General features: G+C 69.4%; 20 protein-coding genes and 1 pseudogene. 7 read left to right on the top strand and 14 right to left on the bottom strand.

The genetic code is table 11. The features are described 5' to 3' along the window. Positions 1-125: 125 nt before the first annotated feature. Genes AB0M24_RS42970 through AB0M24_RS42960 form a run of 3 tightly spaced genes read right to left on the bottom strand, consistent with a single transcriptional unit; the run spans position 126 to position 2,185 of the window. A complete protein-coding gene (locus AB0M24_RS42970) occupies positions 126-1,346 on the bottom strand; it encodes a primosomal protein (protein ID WP_363780070.1) in 1,221 nt (406 codons plus the stop codon). A gap of 54 nt (positions 1,347-1,400) precedes the next feature. Then, a complete protein-coding gene (locus AB0M24_RS42965; RefSeq protein ID WP_363780068.1) occupies positions 1,401-1,838 on the bottom strand; it encodes a YbaB/EbfC family nucleoid-associated protein in 438 nt (145 codons plus the stop codon). Beyond that, positions 1,835-2,185, bottom strand: a complete 351-nt coding sequence (locus tag AB0M24_RS42960; RefSeq protein WP_363780066.1) for a hypothetical protein — start codon at positions 2,183-2,185, stop codon at positions 1,835-1,837. The genes AB0M24_RS42965 and AB0M24_RS42960 overlap by 4 nt, the downstream gene beginning before the upstream one ends. A 31-nt stretch (positions 2,186-2,216) precedes the next feature. Here AB0M24_RS42960 and AB0M24_RS42955 point away from each other — a divergent pair, with 31 nt between their 5' ends. Further along, the gene (locus AB0M24_RS42955; protein ID WP_363780064.1) at positions 2,217-2,543 is read left to right on the top strand and encodes a YnfA family protein; all 327 of its coding nucleotides are present in this window, start codon (positions 2,217-2,219) and stop codon (positions 2,541-2,543) included. Here the strand turns inward: AB0M24_RS42955 and AB0M24_RS42950 are convergent. Further along, the gene (locus AB0M24_RS42950) at positions 2,524-3,081 is read right to left on the bottom strand and encodes a TetR/AcrR family transcriptional regulator (RefSeq protein ID WP_363780062.1); all 558 of its coding nucleotides are present in this window, start codon (positions 3,079-3,081) and stop codon (positions 2,524-2,526) included. The genes AB0M24_RS42955 and AB0M24_RS42950 overlap by 20 nt on opposite strands. A gap of 84 nt (positions 3,082-3,165) precedes the next feature. Between AB0M24_RS42950 and AB0M24_RS42945 the strand changes: the two genes are divergently transcribed. Beyond that, complete coding sequence (locus AB0M24_RS42945) at positions 3,166-3,588, top strand: tautomerase family protein (RefSeq protein WP_363780060.1); 423 nt, start codon at positions 3,166-3,168, stop codon at positions 3,586-3,588. Positions 3,589-3,817: 229 nt separating this feature from the next. Further along, the gene (locus AB0M24_RS42940) at positions 3,818-4,021 is read left to right on the top strand and encodes a limonene-1,2-epoxide hydrolase family protein (RefSeq protein WP_363780058.1); all 204 of its coding nucleotides are present in this window, start codon (positions 3,818-3,820) and stop codon (positions 4,019-4,021) included. Here AB0M24_RS42940 and AB0M24_RS42935 read toward each other — a convergent pair. Next, positions 4,003-5,172, bottom strand: coding sequence for a C40 family peptidase (locus AB0M24_RS42935; RefSeq protein WP_363780056.1), 1,170 nt, complete (start codon positions 5,170-5,172; stop codon positions 4,003-4,005). The genes AB0M24_RS42940 and AB0M24_RS42935 overlap by 19 nt on opposite strands. Then, on the bottom strand, positions 5,169-5,495 hold the full coding sequence (locus tag AB0M24_RS42930; RefSeq protein WP_363780054.1) for a hypothetical protein: 327 nt from the start codon (positions 5,493-5,495) through the stop codon (positions 5,169-5,171). The genes AB0M24_RS42935 and AB0M24_RS42930 overlap by 4 nt, the downstream gene beginning before the upstream one ends. 100 nt (positions 5,496-5,595) lie before the next feature. Between AB0M24_RS42930 and AB0M24_RS42925 the strand changes: the two genes are divergently transcribed. After that, positions 5,596-6,126, top strand: coding sequence for an SMI1/KNR4 family protein (locus AB0M24_RS42925; protein WP_363780052.1), 531 nt, complete (start codon positions 5,596-5,598; stop codon positions 6,124-6,126). Here the strand turns inward: AB0M24_RS42925 and AB0M24_RS42920 are convergent. The 4 genes from AB0M24_RS42920 to AB0M24_RS42905 all read right to left on the bottom strand — a co-directional run bounded on the left by AB0M24_RS42920 (position 6,119) and on the right by AB0M24_RS42905 (position 10,221). Next, positions 6,119-6,712 (bottom strand): MarC family protein, encoded by a 594-nt coding sequence (locus tag AB0M24_RS42920; protein WP_363780050.1) that lies wholly within the window; start codon positions 6,710-6,712, stop codon positions 6,119-6,121. The genes AB0M24_RS42925 and AB0M24_RS42920 overlap by 8 nt on opposite strands. 37 nt (positions 6,713-6,749) lie before the next feature. Continuing rightward, entirely contained in the window at positions 6,750-7,271 is a 522-nt protein-coding gene (locus AB0M24_RS42915) for a VanZ family protein (RefSeq protein WP_363780048.1), read from the bottom strand. 77 nt (positions 7,272-7,348) lie between these two features. Then, the gene (locus tag AB0M24_RS42910; protein ID WP_363780046.1) at positions 7,349-9,535 is read right to left on the bottom strand and encodes an FtsX-like permease family protein; all 2,187 of its coding nucleotides are present in this window, start codon (positions 9,533-9,535) and stop codon (positions 7,349-7,351) included. Continuing rightward, positions 9,532-10,221, bottom strand: coding sequence for an ABC transporter ATP-binding protein (locus tag AB0M24_RS42905; protein ID WP_363780044.1), 690 nt, complete (start codon positions 10,219-10,221; stop codon positions 9,532-9,534). The genes AB0M24_RS42910 and AB0M24_RS42905 overlap by 4 nt, the downstream gene beginning before the upstream one ends. Positions 10,222-10,330: 109 nt before the next feature. Between AB0M24_RS42905 and AB0M24_RS42900 the strand changes: the two genes are divergently transcribed. Together AB0M24_RS42900 and AB0M24_RS42895 are read left to right on the top strand one after the other, a co-directional pair. Further along, entirely contained in the window at positions 10,331-11,461 is a 1,131-nt protein-coding gene (locus AB0M24_RS42900; protein ID WP_363780042.1) for a histidine kinase, read from the top strand. After that, the gene (locus tag AB0M24_RS42895) at positions 11,458-12,084 is read left to right on the top strand and encodes a response regulator transcription factor (RefSeq protein ID WP_363780040.1); all 627 of its coding nucleotides are present in this window, start codon (positions 11,458-11,460) and stop codon (positions 12,082-12,084) included. The genes AB0M24_RS42900 and AB0M24_RS42895 overlap by 4 nt, the downstream gene beginning before the upstream one ends. Before the next feature lie 18 nt (positions 12,085-12,102). Here AB0M24_RS42895 and AB0M24_RS42890 read toward each other — a convergent pair whose 3' ends face one another. The 4 genes from AB0M24_RS42890 to AB0M24_RS42875 all read right to left on the bottom strand — a co-directional run bounded on the left by AB0M24_RS42890 (position 12,103) and on the right by AB0M24_RS42875 (position 15,822). Then, positions 12,103-12,966, bottom strand: a complete 864-nt coding sequence (locus tag AB0M24_RS42890; protein WP_363780038.1) for an aldehyde dehydrogenase family protein — start codon at positions 12,964-12,966, stop codon at positions 12,103-12,105. Then, entirely contained in the window at positions 12,959-14,386 is a 1,428-nt protein-coding gene (locus AB0M24_RS42885; protein WP_363780036.1) for an aldehyde dehydrogenase family protein, read from the bottom strand. Before AB0M24_RS42885 ends, AB0M24_RS42890 begins: the two co-directional genes overlap by 8 nt. Before the next feature lie 5 nt (positions 14,387-14,391). Then, a complete protein-coding gene (gene deoC / locus AB0M24_RS42880) occupies positions 14,392-15,348 on the bottom strand; it encodes a deoxyribose-phosphate aldolase (protein WP_363780034.1) in 957 nt (318 codons plus the stop codon). 75 nt (positions 15,349-15,423) lie between these two features. Next, positions 15,424-15,822 carry a hypothetical protein gene (locus AB0M24_RS42875; protein WP_363780032.1) on the bottom strand — a complete coding sequence of 133 codons (399 nt, stop codon included), beginning with the start codon at positions 15,820-15,822 and terminating at the stop codon, positions 15,424-15,426. On the opposite strand from AB0M24_RS42875, the pseudogene AB0M24_RS42870 reads away from it, so the two are divergent. Beyond that, positions 15,788-18,601 (top strand): annotated as a pseudogene (locus AB0M24_RS42870) (BTAD domain-containing putative transcriptional regulator); the annotation flags it as partial. The gene AB0M24_RS42875 and the pseudogene AB0M24_RS42870 overlap by 35 nt on opposite strands. Positions 18,602-18,619: the final 18 nt, after the last annotated feature.

The raw sequence follows: 18,619 nt of genomic DNA, 5'->3' as shown, positions 1-18,619 counted from the left end.
CGCAGCTCACAAACCCACGACAGACAACAAGAGACGGGCCGCCGCTGACGCGACGACCCGTCTCAAGGAACTCACCCCTGGTTAAAACACCAGGTGGATGAAAGAGCCGTTCATCGTGAAAAGGGTCAGTTGGCGTTGAGCCGGTCCTCGAACGAGGCCTGGAGGGTGCGGAACGCGGCCACCTCGGCGTCGTACGGGGCGGACGGCGCGAGCCGCGTCGGGTCCGGCGACACGACGAACGACACCAGCCAGCCGAGCGACTCGGACGAGGCCAGCGCGTCCTTCACGGACTCGTCCTCAGCCCAGTCACCCGCGTCCTCGAACAGCTCCACGGCGAGGTCGAGCTGCTGCGGGTCGAGGGCGTCGGGGCCCTCCTCCATGTCCTCGGCGATGCCGGTCAGCACGTAGACGTTGTCGTCGTCCACGTCGACCTCGAGCTCACCCGCGGTGGCCTTGACCTTGACGTCGTTCCACGTCTCGACGTCGGCGAGGTCGTGGTCGTCGTTCTCGGCCACGAACCGGCTCAGCGCGCGCTGCGAGGTGAAGACCTCGATCTTGCCGCGGCGGCCCAGGAACACCGGGTCGTCGCCGAGGTAGCAGCGCAGCGTGTAGAACTCGCCGGCCGACGTGATGATCTTGATGGGGTCGATGCCGACCTCGACCCAGAAGCCGGTGGGCTCGGGCTTGTCCTCGTCGGAGTCCTCCGAGTCGGGAGCCTCGACGGCGGCGGCAGCTGCGGTCTCGGCCTCGAGCGCGGCGAGCTCCTCCTGCGCGACGGCGAGCTGCTTCTCCGGGACCTCGGGCGTGTTCACGACGCCGTCGATCGCGTCGAGGACCTCGTCCCACTTCTCGGAGACGACCTCGGACAGCTCGTCCCACAGCTTCGCGCCGTCACGGCCGCTGAACGGCAGCGTGCCCTGCGGCAGCAGCGAGAAGCCCTCCGCGCTGTCGAGCACCTCGTGGACCTTCTCCAGGTCGCAGACGTCCGCAAGAGCGCGCACGATCGCGATGACGTCGGCGAGCTCGCCGATCGTCCAGGTGTCCGGGTCCTCTGCGATCAGCTCGGGCACGCCGACGAGGTCGAACTGGTGGTTGTCGTCCGGCGAGAGGTCCGCGACGCCCAGCGACGGCACAACCGGCCACGCTGGGTGATCGGTCAGGTCGTGCTCCTCCGCGGTGCGGACGAAGGCGGCGAGGTGCGCGGCGTCGGGGAAGACGAACAGGTCCTCCTCGTCACCGAGGAACGCCTCCCACTCCTCGCCCTTCTCGCGCCAACGGGGTGCCCACAGCGTGACGACGTCACCCTGCGTCAGCCCCAGCTCGATGGGGACGATGTCCTGCGCCATCCTGACCTCCCGGTCACGCCTGCCTGATGCCGTGGGCGAGCCTAACGGTGCTGATCACCGGCGCCCAAAGGGGTTCTCGAAGAACGCGTCCTCGTCGGGATCCTCGACGACGGGCGTCCTGGGCCGCCGCTCCTGAGCTGCCTCGGGAGCTGCGGATTTCGGGGGCACGACGGGGTTCCACGTCGACCGGAAGGGTGAGTCGCCCGCGATCGACTCGACGTCGATCGCCATTCCGTCACCCAGCGCCAGTGCCATCCTGTTGAAACTCGTCTGCACGGCCGCGTTGGTCGCGAGCCGCACCGTCTCGGTCACGACCTCGCCGACCGCCCGTGCGCCCTGTTGCAGCAGCGCCGGGTGCAGGTGCAGGGCCTTGATCTCGCCCTTCGCGGACGCCGTGACCATGCACAACCCGTTCGGGTGCTCGACCGTCTCCGCGGTGCGCGCGAGATCCTGCTGCAGCTGCTCGGTGGCCTGCATGCGTTCTTCGTTCACCGCCGCCACCCGAGGTCCTCGTCCTGCTCCGGCGCGAAGCCCAGCTCCGTCAGCTCGCGCGGGTCGACCACGCGTTCCAACGTGTGGTGCAACCGCGACGACGCGCTGCGCTGGGCCTTCTCGGCGATGCGCATGATCTCGGCGGCCAGCCCCTGCGGCCCCATCCGCAACGCGGCCGGGCTCACCACGATCTGCTGCGGCGGACCACCGGGCGTGGCGACCACCGTCACGGCACCGTCCGGTGAGGACACCCGTCCCGTGATGGGACCACTGCGCGCGACGTGTTGCGACACGGCCTGCTCGACATCGCGCACCTTCCTCGCGGCGCGCTCGACGTCGTCGTCCACCCGATCACCCCCTACTGCGACAGTGTGCCGCATGATGCTGCGTTCGGTCCTGCTGTTCGCCCTCGCCGCCCTCATGGAGATCGGCGGCGCCTGGCTCGTGTGGCAGGGCGTGCGGGAGTCGCGCGGCTGGCTGTGGATAGGCGGCGGGGTGATCGCGCTGGGCGTCTACGGCTTCGTGGCGACGCTGCAGCCCGACGCTCATTTCGGCCGGATCCTCGCGGCGTACGGCGGCGTCTTCGTGGCGGGGTCGCTCGCCTGGGGCATGGTCGTCGACGGGTTCCGGCCCGACCGTTACGACGTGATCGGCGCTCTGGTGTGCCTCGCCGGCGTGGCTGTGATCATGTACGCACCGCGCTAGCCAGCAGCGCGGTCAGTTCGGTGGCGATGGCCTCGAGCGGCTCGATGCCCCGCTGCGCCCGGCACAGCACCACGGCGCCCTCGGCGGCCCCGACGACCAGCGTGGCGAGCTGAGCGGCCCGCTGGGGCTCGACCCCGTGTTCCTCCAGTGATGCGGCCAGCTGCGCCGACCACGCCCGGAACGCGTCGGCGGCCGCGGCGAGCGCCTCGGGGTGGTCCGCCTCCTCGACGGCGACCGCGACCACGGGGCAGCCGGCCTTGAAGTCGTTGCCGGCCACGACCTCCCGCCACAGCTCGAAGAACGCCCGCACACCCTCCGCGGGACCCTGCCGGAGTTGCTGGTCGAGCACCTTCGAGACGAAGTCCGCAGACAGTCGCACGGCCTCCGCGGCCAGCTGGTCCTTGCCGCCGGGGAAGTAGTGGTACGTGGACCCGAGCGGCGTGCCCGCGTGCTTCGCGACCTCCCGGATGCTCGTCGCGTTGAGGCCGCGGCGCCGGAGCATGTCCGCCGCTCCGGCGACGATCTGCTGTCGGGACATCTCCTGAGCCTCTCTGGTTATAACGACTGTCATACGATAGCGTGCCGTTGGGGTTATAACAGTCGTCATAAGGGGAGTCGTGCCATGCCGATGATCGAACTGACCGCGCCGGCCGGATCGCTGACCGACGCGGGCCGCAAGAGCGTGCAGAAGGACCTCGCCGAGCTGCTGCTCAAGTGGGAGGGCGCGCCGGACAACGACTTCTTCCGCTCGGTCGCCTGGACCTACCTGCACGAGCTGCCCGCGGGCGCGCAGACGACCGCGCTGGACGACGCGCCGCGGTTCCGGGTGGACGTGACGGTTCCGGCGGGCGCGCTGTCCGACCGGCGCAAGGCCGGGCTGATCAAGGAGGCGACCGCGCTGGTGCTGGAGGCCGCTGGGCTGGCGGAGAGCGACGCGCTGCGGGTGTGGGTGCTGATCAACGAGCAGCCGGAGGGGACCTGGGGAGCGGGCGGTCAGGTTGTGAAGGTCGAGGAGCTGCGGAAGATCGCCGAGGCTGCTCAGTAGGGTCGGTGCATGAGCGATCCTCGGGATGTGCTCGCTCGCGTTTGGCCCCGCCCTCCCTAGGGGGCAGACCGCCACATAGTCCTAGGACGCAACTTACTGGCGGATTCGTGCTGTCAAGGCCCCGCTCGGCGATCTGTGGACAACCAGCTGCCGGGCCCCGAGTTGTCCACAGATCGCCGAGCGGCGGGTTGACGTCACGATTTCGCGGCTAACGTCGACAGTGTGGCTGGTGTGGCCCCCTTGGGTGGGCGGGGCCCAGGCGTGGCGGGCCGAGTTCTGGGTGTGCGGGACGTTCGTGGTGCGGGACGGGAAGGTCGTGCTGTGGCGTGACTACTACGACAACGCGACCTTCGTCTACGCGTGCTTGAAGGGGCTGGTCCGGGCGGCGCTCAAGATCGCCCGGACCAAGCTCGCTCAGCCCGTCGGGCGGTAGAAGCCGTAGAACGACATCCCGCTGTTCGTCGTGCGGATCTTGCCGACCTGCACCGGGTCGCCGGCCTCGACCATCTGGCCGTTGCCGATCACCATCGCCACGTGCCCGTCCCACACGACGAGGTCGCCGGGCAGCAGCTGGTCGGCAGGCACGGACGCGCCCATCGCCTGCGAGGACGCCGGGCGCGGGATGTCGAAGCCCGCGTTCTTGTAGGCCCACTGGGTCAGGCCCGAGCAGTCGGTGCCCTGCGGCGGGTTCGCGCCACCCCACACGTACGGGGTGCCCAGCGCCGACAGCGCGTTGCGGACGGCCTTGGCGGCGGTCTCGTTGGGCGCCTCGGCACTGCTGCCGTCGGGCAGGTTCACGCCGACGCCGGTGCCGGGCTGCGGCGGGATCGCGACCGGCAGGCGAGGGCCGGAACCGCCGCCACCGCCACCTCCTCCGCCGCCACCACCACCGCCGCCTCCTCCACCCGAGCCGCCGCCTCCACCGTTGGAGCCGGAGCTGTGCGAGGGAGCGGACTCCTGCTTCTTCGTGTCGGTCGCACCGGCCGTGGAGGTCGTGCCCTCGTCACCGCCGAGCGGCTCGCCGAGCTTGCCCAGCGCGCCGAGATCGGGCTTCTGCAACCCGTTCAGCTGCCCGATCAGCTGCGTGAGCTGGTCGCGCACCTTCTGCAGCTCGGCGGAGGTCTTGCCCTGGTAGCCGGTGGCCATGCCGGCGAGGTCCGCCAGCGCCGCCAGCACGATGCCGGGACCGGCCACCAGCGACGCGGCCATCGCGGCCGCGAGCTTCGGCGTCGCCTTCGAGGTGAACTCGTCGATGAGGCCCTGGATCGCCGTCCGCCCGCCGGTCACCGCGGAAACGCCGGACGACGCCACGGTCTTGAAGACGGAAGCGTTGGAGGACAACGTGTTCGTGGCCGACGCGAAGGTGGCGACGCGGCCGGTGAAGGCGTTGGCCTTGTCGCCGGACCACGTGTTCAGCACGGCCGTCGACGCCGACGAGTGCCGTGTCCCCAGGTCGGTCATGGCCGTCTGCGCGCGGCCGAACGCGTCGCCTGCGCGCGTGGCGCCACCGGTGTCGCCGTCCAGCTTCGCCAGGTCTTCCTTCATGGGCGCGATGAACGCGCTCAAAAGCCCTTCGACGCTCATGCACGCGCCGCCTTGTCGAGCGACGCCTTGTGCGCCTCTTCCTGCGCGATGTACGCCTCACGGGCCTTGGAGACGGCGGTCCCGAGGCCCGACAGACCCGCAGACGCCGCCTTCAGCGCGTCCATCTGCGCCTGCGCGGCGGTCTGGAACGCGGCGTTGAGCCCCACCTCGTTGCCGATCTTGCCGAAGCAGTCGCCGGGCAGTGCTGTGGTGCCGTTCAACGTGCCGGTGCCGACCGCGCCCACCTCGCTCGCCAGACCGGCCACCGCCGACGCGTATCCGGTCAGGGCGTCGAGGTCGACCTTGAGACCTTGTTCCGCCATCTGAAAGCTTCTTCCCCCAGTAGTGACCTGTTCCGCCCTGATCCTGCCCCGATGAGCGGTACCTCGCCCGACGTTCGCACAAGATCATGGAGCAGTGGGTGTGATCGAGCACTGGAACCGGATCCTGGCATGGCTGGCGGAGCACGCTCCGGCCACCCGCGCCGTGCTGCGTCCGAGGTACGACGCGCTGCCGGAGCTTCGGGTTCCGATCGATCTCCAGATGTGGTGGAGCGTCTACGGCGGCACGGAGGAGGGCCTCTTCGCCGAGATCCTGCCGCCCTTCTACACGCCGCTGGGCGCCGATCGGGCGTTCGTGCTGAGGGAAACCCACGCGAGCAAGCCCGCTGACGCCTCCGAGGCCGGCTCACCGACGGCGGGCTTCCACCCCGAGTGGCTGCCGATCGCGTTCGACGGCACCGGCGACGTGCTCGCGATGGACCTGAGGCCCGGCGTGCTGCGCGGCTGCGTGGTCGAGTGGGACCAGGAGCGCAACGAGATGGTCAAGCCGGAGTGGACGTCGATCGTCGAGATGTTCGACCAGGTCGCGACGGCGCTGGAGAACCGCAGCGCGGTCGGCCACTGCTTCCCCGAGGTCAACACCGCGGGTGAGCTGGGCTGGCGCACTAGCTGATCGGTTCCAGCACCTTCAGCGCCTCCAGACCGTTGATGATCTGCTCGACGCCCAGTGCCGCGAGCAGGATGCCGAGCACCCGGACCAGGACCCACGCGTAGGTCATCTTCACGTACCGCATCGCGATGCCGAGCACCGCGATCGCGGCCAGGTCGAGCGCGATCACCGCGGCGAAGGCACCGGCCAGCACGAACGTCACCTGGACCTCCTTCGTGTCCGCGAGGAGGAACAGGTAGGCCAGTGCCACCGGGTTCGCGTAGTACGCGGTGGCCAGCTCGTGGGTGCCGCCGGTCACGTCGTGGGTCGGCTCCTGCTTGCGGCCGAGGACGAGGTCGAGGGCGTGCACGAAGAGAATCACGCCGGCGGCCAGCAGCAGGGCGCCCTGGCTGATGTGGAACAGGGAGAGCAGCAACCGTCCCGCCGCCACCACGAACAGACCCACGCCCAGCGCGATGGCCGTGGAGCTCCAAGCGACCCGCCAGCGCTTCTGCGAGTCCGCGCCTTCGGTGTCCATCAGAAACGCCAGCAGGATCTTCGGCGGGCCCACGACGGCGACGAGGATGCTGAACGCTTCGACGAAGCTCATGTCCTCAATGATCGAGCCGTGGGACCGGGCCCGCGACTTACCTCACGCCGGCGAGTGAACGCTGCGGCACCGGGACGGCCTTCACGCGGGCGTAGATCTTCACCGCGGCCAGCGCGCCGAGCCACCCCAGTGCGGTACCGGTCGTGTTGGTGATCAGGTCGTCGACGTCGAAGATCCGGTTGGCCCACATCAGCTGCGAGCCCTCGATCAGCAGCGAGACGCCGTACCCGATCAACGCGGCCTGGCCCACGGTCCTACGGCCCCAGAACATCAGCATCGCGCCCAGCGGCACGAACAGCAGCACGTTCAACGTCATCTGGTCGAAGGCGATCTGGCCGTCGCGGAACGTGTCGGCGATCCACTGGAACGGCACGAGCTGCACGGCCTGGCGCGGCGGCACGGTCTGCATCGGCAGGAACGTGGCCGAGAACAGCATGCTCGCGTACACGGTGATGGTCGCGCTCCGGAACGTCAGCTGACGGAACAACAGCTGCGGCAGCAGGAAGACGACCGACAGGAAAAGGCCCCACTGGATGCTCGCGAGCTGTGCATTCGTCATGAATCCAAGTTATGAAAATGGCCCTCAGCGCACATCGCGCTGAGGGCCAGTCTCATCCTCGTACTTCCGGCCGAGACCTACTCGGCCGCGTAATCCCGTGGGCTGATGCCCCGTAGTACCGGGCCGCACGCCAGGGCTGCTACCAGCGCAACCACCATTCCGACGCCCACCGGAGCGAGCACCCACGGCGTGAGCGGCATTTCGCCGTGACCCACCAGTCCACGCGCGAGAGTGAGCAATCCGAGGCCCACGACAATGCCCGCACCACACGCCGCGATTGTGACGGCGAACACCGGAAGCATTACCTCGCGGCGCAATGCGTGACCCAGCACACGAATTGGTGTTCCTGCCGCGATCAACGCACCGAAAGTGCGCCTGCGGTCGATCACCGAACCGGCTGCGGCCACCGCCGCGCCGATGCCACCGAGCACCGCCGCGATCGACAGACCGATGATCGTGGCCCGTTGCAGGTCGTCCATCAGCGTGTCGCCGTAGAGCTCGCGCTGTTCGCCGTCGACCAGCCGCACGCCCGGCAGCGTTCCGACCAACGCCGTGTGCACGGCGTCCCGGTTCTCGGCGGTCGTGGGCACGCCGACCATCGACGTCTTGCCCTCGACCCCCGGCAGCAGCTCCGGGTCGATCACCACGCCGACCCGGCCGGACGGGCTGAACGGCCGCGTCTCGTACTGCGTGGGCAGCTTGGAGGTCACGACGTCGTGCGGGCCGCCCGACTTGAACTCGTCGCCGTCCAGCTTCGCTGACGAGTACACCGCGGGCCCCGGCCGGCACGACAGGCCGTTCAGCACCTTCGCGACGTCAGCGCACTTGCCGACGATCACGTACGTGCCGTAGTCGGCCTTCTTGCCCGTCGAGACCGTGCCGTCGAGCATCGCGACGATCGGCGCCGAGGTCTGCAGCCGCAACGGGGTGATGTCGTGCGTCACCTGCTCCGCCACGATCGCGTTCTCGTTCCACGTCGAGTCGCGGAACGGCACCTGACTTTCCAGGCCCGGCAACATGGTCAGCGCCATCGAGCCGGTGAACACCGCGATCACGACACCGGTGGAACCGCGGAACGCCGCCACCGGGTCACCCGCCAGCCGCCGTCCCGCCAGCAGGGTCGACGGCTTGTGCCATCGCGAGACGAAGAACCTGCCGACCCACGCCGTCATCACCGGCCCGGCCAGCACCAACGCCAGAGCCACCGCGCCAAGACCGAGGAGCACCACGGTGAACTGGCTGTCGCCGCTGGCCTCCTGCGCGTACACGATCCCGAGGAAGAACACGCCGAGAGCCCCGGCGATCATCAGCAGCCGCCACGACCGGACCTTGCGCTTCTCCTCCGCTGCCAACGGTTTCTGCACCACGCGCCGCAGCCCCATGATCGCCGCCCCGATGACGAGCACCGGAGCGAGCACCGCGACGGCCACGACGACCGGGACCGACGGCACGAAGTCACCCGGATACCAGGTGCCGCCCTCCCACGGGATCTTCGCGGTGATGTGGCTGAACGGCTGCGCGAGCACCACGCCCAGCACGCTGCCGACAACCGCGCCGACGGCCGTCTCGACCGCGGTCATGATCACGACCTGCCGCGGCGACGCACCGGCCAGCCTCAACGCGGCCAGACGCCGTTCCCGTTTCGCTGCAGTCAATCGCGCGGCCGACGCGACCAGCACGAGACACGGCACGACGAGCACCACGAGCCCGACGCGGGTGAGCAGGTAGAGCATGCCGTGGTAGTCGTCGCGGTACGAGCCGGAGCCACCCAGCAACCCCGAAGCCGGGTAACCGTTCTCGACCTTGTCGTGGCCGATGACCGCGACGAGCTCACCGGGGAACTTCAGCGCGTCCTGCCCGAGCTCGCCGATCTGCTTGCCGGGAAAGCGATTCCCGAGTTTCTCGGCAGGTGTGCTGCGCACGAGGTCGGACAGCGCGGGCGACAGCAGCACCTCGCCCGCCTCCGGGAACTTCGCGATTCCCTTGGCCACCGGGATGTCGCCCTGCTCGTTGCGCGCGACGTCGAACCGTTCGATCAGCTTGCCGTCGAACGAGTCCTTGTTCACCGCAACGGAGATCGCGCCCTTGTCCGCTTGCCCGAACACCTCGCGCCAGGCCGTGCGGTCCGCCCGCGCCTGCAGGCCGTTCGGCGCGGCGACGAGCCACAGCACCAGCGACACCGCGATCATCACGCCCAGCGCGACCAGCACGGTGGCGATCTGGCTGCGCCGATCCCTGCGCAGCACCGCGAGAGCGATCCTCACGCCGACACCCCTGAGTCGATCATTTTGGCTGCGATGCGCCCGTCCTGGATCTCGACCACGCGCAACGCCCGGTCCGCGATCGCCTTGTCGTGCGTGACGATCACGACGGCCGCGTTGGTCTCCTCCGCGGCCTGCAGCAGCGCGGTCATCATCTCCTGGCCGGTCCGCGTGTCGAGGGCGCCGGTCGGCTCGTCCGCGAAGATCACCCGCGGCCGGTGCGCCAACGCCCGCGCGATCGCGACCCGTTGCGCCTGCCCGCCGGACAGCTCACCCGGCCGCCGCTTCTCCATGCCCTGCAGGCCCAGCCGCGAGAGCCACAGCCGGGCCGCACCGAGCGACTCCTCGCGCGAACCGCCGGCGAGCAGCATCGGCAGTGCCGCGTTCTCCTCGGCCGTGAGCTCGGCGACGAGCATGCCCGACTGGAAGACGAACCCGAACGCCGTCCTGCGCAGCTCGCTGCGTCCTGTCTCGTTCAGTTCACCGATCGCGCGCCCGTCGAGGAACACCTCGCCGCCGTCGGCGCGCAGGATGCCGGACAGGACGTGCAGCAGTGTCGTCTTGCCGGAGCCGGACGGACCCACGACCGCGAGCACGTCACCGGCGGAGATGTCGATGTCCACCCCGGCGAGCGCGTGCACGTCGCCGTAGGTCTTGACCAGGCCACGAGCGGCCAGAACCGAATTCATGCCACTTAAGGTGCCGCGCGCGTCCGAGGAAAACCTCAGCCTTGACGACACACCGGATCAGCCGGATGACCGAGGCTAGAGGGGTGTGATGGTCCTACCGTTGTCTCCCGTGGACAGTCATCGGGGTCAATGGCCGATCGCCGCCGGGCTGGCGCTGCTGATGCTCGGCGAGCTGGTGCTCATGAACGGGCCCGGCAGCGCCGAGGCACTGGTGTGGCTGCTCAGCGTGCCGCCGTGCATCGCGGCCGTCACGTCGTTCAAGTCCCGCGCCTTCACCATCCCCGTGACCGTGGCGTCGATCTTCGTGGCGTCGTTCGTCATCCGGCTGTTCAACGTCAACCTGCCCACGCTGCTGAGTCCGCTGACCGTCGCCGAGACCGCCGCCTGCCTGGTCCTGACCGCTGTGATCGTGCGCGAGGAACCCCGCCGCGCCGCCGCCTGGTCGGTCGGCTCGCTGATGGCCGTCAGCTTCTTCGCCGCGATCGTCCGCGACAACTGGCTCTCCCGCGGCAACTACAACGAGCTGCTGGGCTCGCTGGTCCTGGGCTTCGGCGCCCTCGGCGTCGGTCTGTACTTCCGCGCGCGCGACACCGAGAGCGGTCGCCTGATCGCCGCCGCCGTCACCGACGCGCAGAAGGAAGAACGCATCGCGCTGGCCCGCGAGCTGCACGACGTGGTCGCCCACCACGTCACCGGCATGCTCGTGCAGGCTCAGGCCGCGCTGGAGGTCTCCGACGACGACCCTCACGCCGCCCACCGCCTGCTGCCGGGCATCGTCCGTTCGGGCACGGAAGCCCTGGGCGCGATGCGGCGCATGGTCGGCACGCTGCGGCAGGGCGAGCACGACGACGCCACGACCGACCTGGCCGCGGACGTCATCTCGACCGTCGAACGCACCCGCGAGCTCGGCTTCGAGACCAGGCTGCGCATCGACCTGCCCGACGAGGTGCCGCCGGAGCTCGGCCGCTCGGTGTTGCGCCTGGTCCAGGAGTCGCTGACCAACGTGCACAAACACGCGCAAGGCCCGACGATGATCGACGTGGAGATCTCCCGCACGGCCGGTGGCGCGCTGCGCGTGATCGTCGCCGACGACGGCCGCCCGCACGAGCTGAACCAGGGTGGATACGGTCTCGTAGGCATGCGTGAGCGGGTTGACCTGCTCGGCGGCCTGTTCTCCGCGGGGCCGCGGGAGAACGGCTGGCAGGTGCTCGCAGAGCTACCCCTGAAAGGGACGAAGTGATCTCGGTTCTCATCGCCGACGACCAGGAGATGGTCCGCGTCGGTTTCCGGATGATCCTGGAGAAGCAGCAGGACATCACGGTGGTCGCGGACGTGCCGGACGGCGTGTCGGCCGTGACCGCGGTCCGCGAGCTCAAGCCGGACGTGGCGTTGCTCGACATCCGCATGCCCGGTCTGGACGGCCTGGAGGTCACCAAGAAGATCTCCGGCTCGACCAAGGTCGTCGTGGTGACCACGTTCGACCTGGACGAGTACGTGCACACGGCGCTGGAGAACGGCGCTTCCGGCTTCCTGACCAAGGACGCGGGACCGGCGCTGCTGGTCGAGGCGGTGCGGGCGGCGGCGCAGGGCAACGCGCTGATCTCGCCTCAGGTGACCGTGCGGATGCTGGAGCACTTCTCGCGCCCGGCCGAACGGCCTGACCTGGGCCTGCTGACCGCGCGGGAGCAGGACGTCGTGCGAGAGGTGGCGCGCGGCCTGAGCAACCAGGAGATCGCGTCGGAGCTCTTCCTGTCGCTGTCGACGGTGAAGACGCACCTCGCGTCGGTGCAGACGAAGCTGAACGTGAAGAACCGGGTGGGGATCGCCTCGTGGGCGTGGCGAGCGGGCCTGGTTAACACGTGACCAGACCCGCTCGGCAGCTCACACACCCATGGGGTGCCAGACCGTCTTCGTCTCGAGGTAGGCGCGCAGCCGCGACATGTCGGGCGTGACGCCGAAGTCCTCGCTCGCCTTGTTGCGCAGCACGCGCTTCACCGTGCCGGCCGCCGAACGCTCCAGGTCGGCCCGGAGCGACTCGGGCGAGCCGGTGAGGTCGAGCGCGTTCACGTCGGCGTGCGACGCGAGCCACGGCGCGATCTCCGCGGTCCGGCCGGTGATGATGTTGACCACGCCACCGGGAACGTCGCTGGTCGCGAGCACCTCGGACAGCGTGATCGCGGGCAGCGGGCGGTCCTGCGAGGTGATCACGACCGCGGTGTTGCCGGACGCGATCACCGGCGCGATCACGGACACCAGGCCCAGCAACGACGACTGCTGCGGCGCCAACACGGCCACCACACCCGTCGGTTCCGGTGTGGAGAACGAGAAGTACGGGCCCGCCACGGGGTTCGAGGACCCCAGCACGGCCGCGATCTTGTCCGTCCAGCCCGCGTACCAGACCCAGCGGTCGATGGCCGCGTCCACCAGGGACTGAGCCTTCTTCACCTGGACGCCCTCGGACTGGGCGACCTCGGTGATGAACTGCTCGCGGCGGCCCTCCAGCACCTCCGCGACCCGGTACAGGACCTGGCCGCGGTTGTAGGCGGTAGCACCCGACCAGCCGGGGAAGGCCTTGCGGGCGGCGGCGACCGCGTCACGGGCGTCCTTGCGGGACCCCTGCGCGGCGTTGGCGAGGAAGGTGCCCTTCGAGTCGGTCACCGGGTAGCTGCGACCCGACTCGGACCGCGGGAACGCGCCGCCGATGTAGAGCTTGTAGGTCTTCGCGACCGAGACGCGATCAGACATCGAGGTAGGCCTCCAGACCGGTGCGGCCGCCCTCACGGCCGAAGCCCGACTCCTGGTACCCGCCGAACGGCGCGGCCGGGTCGAAGCGGTTGAACGTGTTGGACCACACCACACCGGCGCGCATCCGTTGCGCCATCCAGAGAATCCGCGAGCCCTTCTCCGTCCACACACCCGCGGACAGGCCGTACGGCGTGTTGTTCGCCTTGGCCACGGCCTCCTCGGGCGTGCGGAACGTCAGCACCGACAGCACCGGGCCGAAGATCTCCTCGCGGGCGATGCGCATCGCCTGCGACACGTTGGAGAAAACGGTGGGCGCGAAGTAGAAACCCTTGTCCGGCAACGGGCACGACGACGTCCAGCGCTGAGCGCCCTCGGCCTCTCCCGACTCGGTCAGCTCCTTGATCTTGGTGAGCTGCTCGCGCGAGTTGATCGCGCCGACGTCGGTGTTCTTGTCCAGCGGGTCGCCGACGCGCAGCGTGTTGATCCTGGTCTGCAGCTTCGCGAGCAGCTCGTCCGCGACGGACTCCTGGACCAGCAGACGACTTCCGGCGCAGCAGACGTGGCCCTGGTTGAAGAAGATGCCGTTGACGATGCCCTCGACGGCCTGGTCGAGCGGCGCGTCGTCGAACACGATGTTCGCGGCCTTGCCACCCAGCTCCAGCGTGAGCTTCTTCGACGTGCCGGCGAGCTTGCCCTGGATGATCTTGCCGACCTCGGTCGACCCGGTGAACGCCACCTTGTTCACGTCAGGGTGCTCGGTGATCGCCGCGCCTACGTCACCGGCGCCCGGGATGATGTTGACGACGCCCGGTGGCAGGTCGCACTGCTGGATGATCTCGGCCAGCACCAGCGCGCTCAGCGGTGTGGTCTCGGCGGGCTTCAACACCACCGTGTTGCCGCACGCGAGCGCCGGCGCGATCTTCCACGCGGCCATCAGCAGCGGGAAGTTCCACGGGATCACCTGGCCCGCGACGCCGAGCGGCTTCGGGTCCGGCCCGTAGCCCGCGTAGCCGAGCTTGTCCGCCCAGCCCGCGTGGTAGAAGAAGTGCGCCGCCGCCGTGGGGACGTCGACGTCGCGCGACTCCTTGATCGGCTTGCCGTTGTCGAGCGACTCCAGCACCGCGAGCTCACGCGCGCGTTCCTGGATCTGCCGCGCGATCCGGTAGATGTACTTGGCTCGCTCACTGCCCGGCATCTTCGACCACACGCGGTCGTAGGCCTTGCGCGCGGCCTTCACCGCAGTGTCCACATCGGACGCTGATGCCGTCGACACCTCGGCCAGCACCTCTTCGGTGCCGGGGTTGATGGTCTTGAGCGGTTCGCCGGAGCCCTCGACGAACTTGCCGTCGACGAACATCTTGTAGCTCGGCTTGAGGTTCGCGATGTCCCGCGACTCGGGCGCGGGGGCGTATTCCCACATGTCTGTCAGTCCACCGTCACGTAGTCCGGGCCGCTGTAGTGGCCGTCCAACTGGGTCCGCCGCTGCATGAGCAGGTCGTTGAGCAACGTCGACGCGCCGAACCGGAACAGGTGCGGGTCGAGCCACTCGGGCCCGGCCACCTCGTGCACCGCCACCAGGTACTTGATCGCGTCCTTCGTGCTCCTGATGCCGCCGGCGGGCTTCACCCCGCGCAGCTCCCCGGTCTGGTTCTTCCAGTCCCGGACGGCCTGCAACATCACGTGCGTGACCGGCAACGTCGCGGCGGGCTGCACCTTGCCGGTCGACGTCTTGATGAAGTCGCCACCCGCGAGCAGCGCGAGCCAGCTCGCCCGGCGCACGTTGTCGTACGTCACGAGCTCGCCGGTCTCGAGGATGACCTTGAGGTGCGCGTCCCCGCACGCCTGTTTGATCTTGACGATCTCGTCGAACACCTGCCCGTAGCGGCCGCTCAGGAACGCACCCCGGTCGATCACCATGTCGACCTCGGTGGCGCCCTGCTCGACGGCGAACCGCGTGTCGGCCAGCTTGATGTCCATCGTGCTGCGGCCGCTGGGGAACGCCGTGGCGACGCTGGCGATGTTGATGCCGGTGCCCTTGAGCTCGTCGGCGGCCGTCTTGACCATGTCCGGGTAGACGCAGACCGCCGCGACCTTCGGCACGTCCGGCCGCTCGGGGTCGGGCCGCTTGGCCTTGGCGGCGAGACTGCGCACCTTGCCGTGCGTGTCCGCGCCTTCCAGCGTGGTCAGGTCAACCATGCTGATCGCCAGGTCGATGGCCTGCATCTTGGAGGCCTTCTTGATGCTCCGCGTGCCGAGGCCCGCGGCTCGTTGCTCGACGCCGACCTGGTCGACGCCGGGGAGCCCGTGCAGGAAACGCCGCAGCGACGATTCGTCGCGCACGGCGTCAGCCAGGGCCGACGGCAGTGTCGTTGGAGCAGCCATGACCGCGAGTCTAAGCGGAATGGGACGCCCGTCCTAAGTGAAGCCGTTTGCGCTGATCAGGTGGTGTTGGAGCGCTCAGTATCCGAGCGCTGTCAGCTCCGCGACCACCTCGTCGTTCAGACGGCTCGTGTACAGGATCGGATGCCTCGTCACCCCGTTGACGAGCACGTCGCGACCCTGCGCCTTGTGCTGCACCCACGCGGCGACGACCGAGAGGTGCACCAGCGCGTCGACCGGCAGGTCCTGCCCGCGGGTGAAGAGATCGACGACCAGTTTGTCGCCGCTCCACCAGGAGCTGACGAGCAGCGGAAACGTGTCGATCTCGGTCAGCGGCGGCGGCAGGGGAAACGGGTCGAGCGCGCCGTCGGCCGCCTCGAACTCCCACCGCCTCCGCGACCACCCCGCCATCGGAACAGGCGCGGGATCGTCGATCCTGCGGATGCTGATGCCTTCGTACCCTCCGAGGCTCCCCATGAGTTCCCGTCTGCCTTTCTGCGACATCGTTTGCGCTGATCAGGCGTATCTGAGTGGCCTGTGCAACCTACTCGCCCAGGTGGCCGTCCTCCTGGATCATGTGGGGGTGGTGTCCGTGCTGAGGATCACGCTGCTGGGGTCCGTCGACGTCTGGGTGGACGGCGAGCGCCTTCCTCTCGGCTCGCCGCTGCAACGGACCCTGTTCGCGATGCTCGCGCTGGAGCCCGGTACCGCGGTGCCGGTGGACCGGCTGGTCGACGCGCTGTGGGGTGAGGCGCTGCCGGGCGATCCGCGGGCGCTGGTGCACAGCTATTCGTCGCGGTTGCGGAAGGTGCTCAGGGCGGCCGGGATCGAGATCGGCAAGCGGGCCGCCGGCTACGTGCTGGAGGTCGAGCCGCGGTTGGTCGACCTGCACTCGTTCCGCGCGTTGATGCGTGCCGGCGAGCTGCGGCAGGCGCTCGACCTCTGGCCCGGTTCGGTGCTCGGCGGCCTCACGGACTCGGACGTGGTGGCGGCGCTGCGGACGGGGCTGGAGGCGGAACGGCTGACCGCTGCCGAGGAGTGGATCACAGCTGCGGTGGACGCGGGGGAGGCGGTGCTGCCGGAGCTGACCGCGCTGGTGGCCGCGAACCCGTTGCGGGAGAACCTGGTCCGGCTCGAACTGATCGCGTTGTACCGCGCGGGCAGGCAGGCGGACGCTTTGACGCGGTACGAGGAGACGCGCACCCGGCTCGCCGACGAGCTGGGCATCGATCCCGGCGCCGAGCTGCAGGACGTGTACGCGCGGATCCTCAGAGCCGACCCGTCGCTGGAGCCCCCGGCGCAGCAGGTCGTCGCGCTGCCGTTCGACGTGCAGGACTTCACCGGACGGGCGAGCGAGCTGGCAGGGCTCGGCGACGGGCACCAGGTCGTGGTGGTCGACGGCATGGCGGGCGTGGGGAAGACGGCGTTGGTGGTCCACGCGGTGCACCGACTGGGCGAGCGGTATCCGGACGCGCGGATCTTCGTCGACCTGCACGGGTTCACGCCGGGGAGGGAGCCGGTGACGGCGTACGCGGCGTTGCAGCACCTGTTGCAGGCGGTGGGTGTTCCGTCGTCGCGGATTCCGGGCGATCTCGACCAGCGCGTGACGGCCTGGCGGGCGGAGATGGCGCGGCGGCGGGCGGTCGTCGTGCTGGACAACGCGGCCTCCGCCGAGCAGGTGCGGCCGTTGCTGGTGGGAGCGGCGGGGAGCCTCACGATCATCACCAGCAGGCTGCGGCTGGTGGTCGACGGGGCGGCGGCGATGTCGCTGGACGTGTTGCCGGCGGGTGAGGCACGCGCGTTGGTCGCTGGTGTCGTCGGTACGCGGGTCGAGGCTGAACCTGAGGCGCTGCAAGAGCTCGTCGAGGTGTGCGGAAGGCTGCCGCTGGCGTTGCGCATTGCCGCGGCCCGGCTCGTCAGCCGTCCACGATGGACAGTCGCGGACCTCGTGGAACGGTTGCGCGAGCACCGGCGGACGTTGCCGGAGCTGACGGCGGGGGACAAGGACGTCGTGGCGTCGTTCCTGCTGTCGTACGACCAGCTGACCGTTGAGCAGCAACGGATGTTCACGTTGCTCGGTCGCCTGCCCGGCCCGGACGTCGACGCGTACGGCGCCGCCGCGTTGGCCGACGTGCCGTTCCACGACGCGCGCGATCTGCTGGAGGACCTGCTCGACCACCACTTGCTCGTGCAGCACGTGCGCGGCAGGTACACGTTCCACGACCTGGTGCGCGAGTTCGCCCGGTCGCTGTCCGACGGCGAACCGCGCGGCCTCTTCGACTACTACCTGCACGTCGCCAACACCGCCGCCCACCTCCTGCAGCCGGGCAGACCCGACTCCTCCCCGAAGATCGACCGCCTGCCGCTGCACGCCCCGATGCTGCGCGACGCCGCGGACTCGACCGCATGGCTCCGGACGGAACGCGAGAACCTCATCGCCTCGGTGCGCGTTCTCGCGGAGATCGGCGACAACCACAACACGTGGGCGATGACCCGCGACGTCGGCCACAGCCTGATCATCACGCACCGCCTGGACGACCTGGAGGAGCTGCACGAGCTGTCGTTCGCCGCCGCCCGCGGGTCAGGCGACCGGGACAAGGAACTGGGCGTGGCCTTCGGCATGGCCAACGTCGCGTACGGGCGTTGCCGTTACCGCGAGGCCCTGGAACGCATCGAGCACTCCCGCGCGCTGGCCCACGAGCTCGGCAACCTGCGCTGGGAAGGCGACTCCCACGCCGTGATGGCCATGGTGCTGCACCGACTGGGCCGCTTCGACGAAGCACTCGTCCAGGGCGAGGCAGGCCTGGTGCTGCACAAGCAGATCGAGTCGTTCCGGGTGTACGCGATCAGCATCAGCAACATGGGCCGCGCCTATTTGGCACGCGGAGACGCGGCGAAAGCGGTGGAGCCCTTCACCCAGTCGCTCGACCTCGTCCGCGAACTCGGAGAACGCAGCGAGGAAGCGTCAATCCTTTGTGGACTCGGTGCCACGCACAGCGTTCTGGGCGACCACGCGCTGGCGTTGACGTTGCTGGAAGAGGGTTTGGCGTTGGCGGAGCAGGTCGGCAACGACCACTACGCCATGCGCGGCTTGATCAAGACGGCCAACGTGCTGCGCCGCGCCGACCGGTTGGACGAGGCGCGTTCGTTCGCACAGAAGGCTTTCGACGCTTTGGGGCACGGCGTCGCGCGTGATCACCTCAGCACGATGCACAACGTCATGGGTCTGATCGAGCGCGCGGACGGACGGCTGCCCGAAGCAGCCGAGCACCAC

The organism is Lentzea sp. NPDC051838 (assembly GCF_040681245.1).
In the GTDB taxonomy this organism is placed as follows: Bacteria; Actinomycetota; Actinomycetes; order Mycobacteriales; family Pseudonocardiaceae; genus Lentzea.
This window is presented reverse-complemented; position numbering and strand designations above follow the sequence as displayed.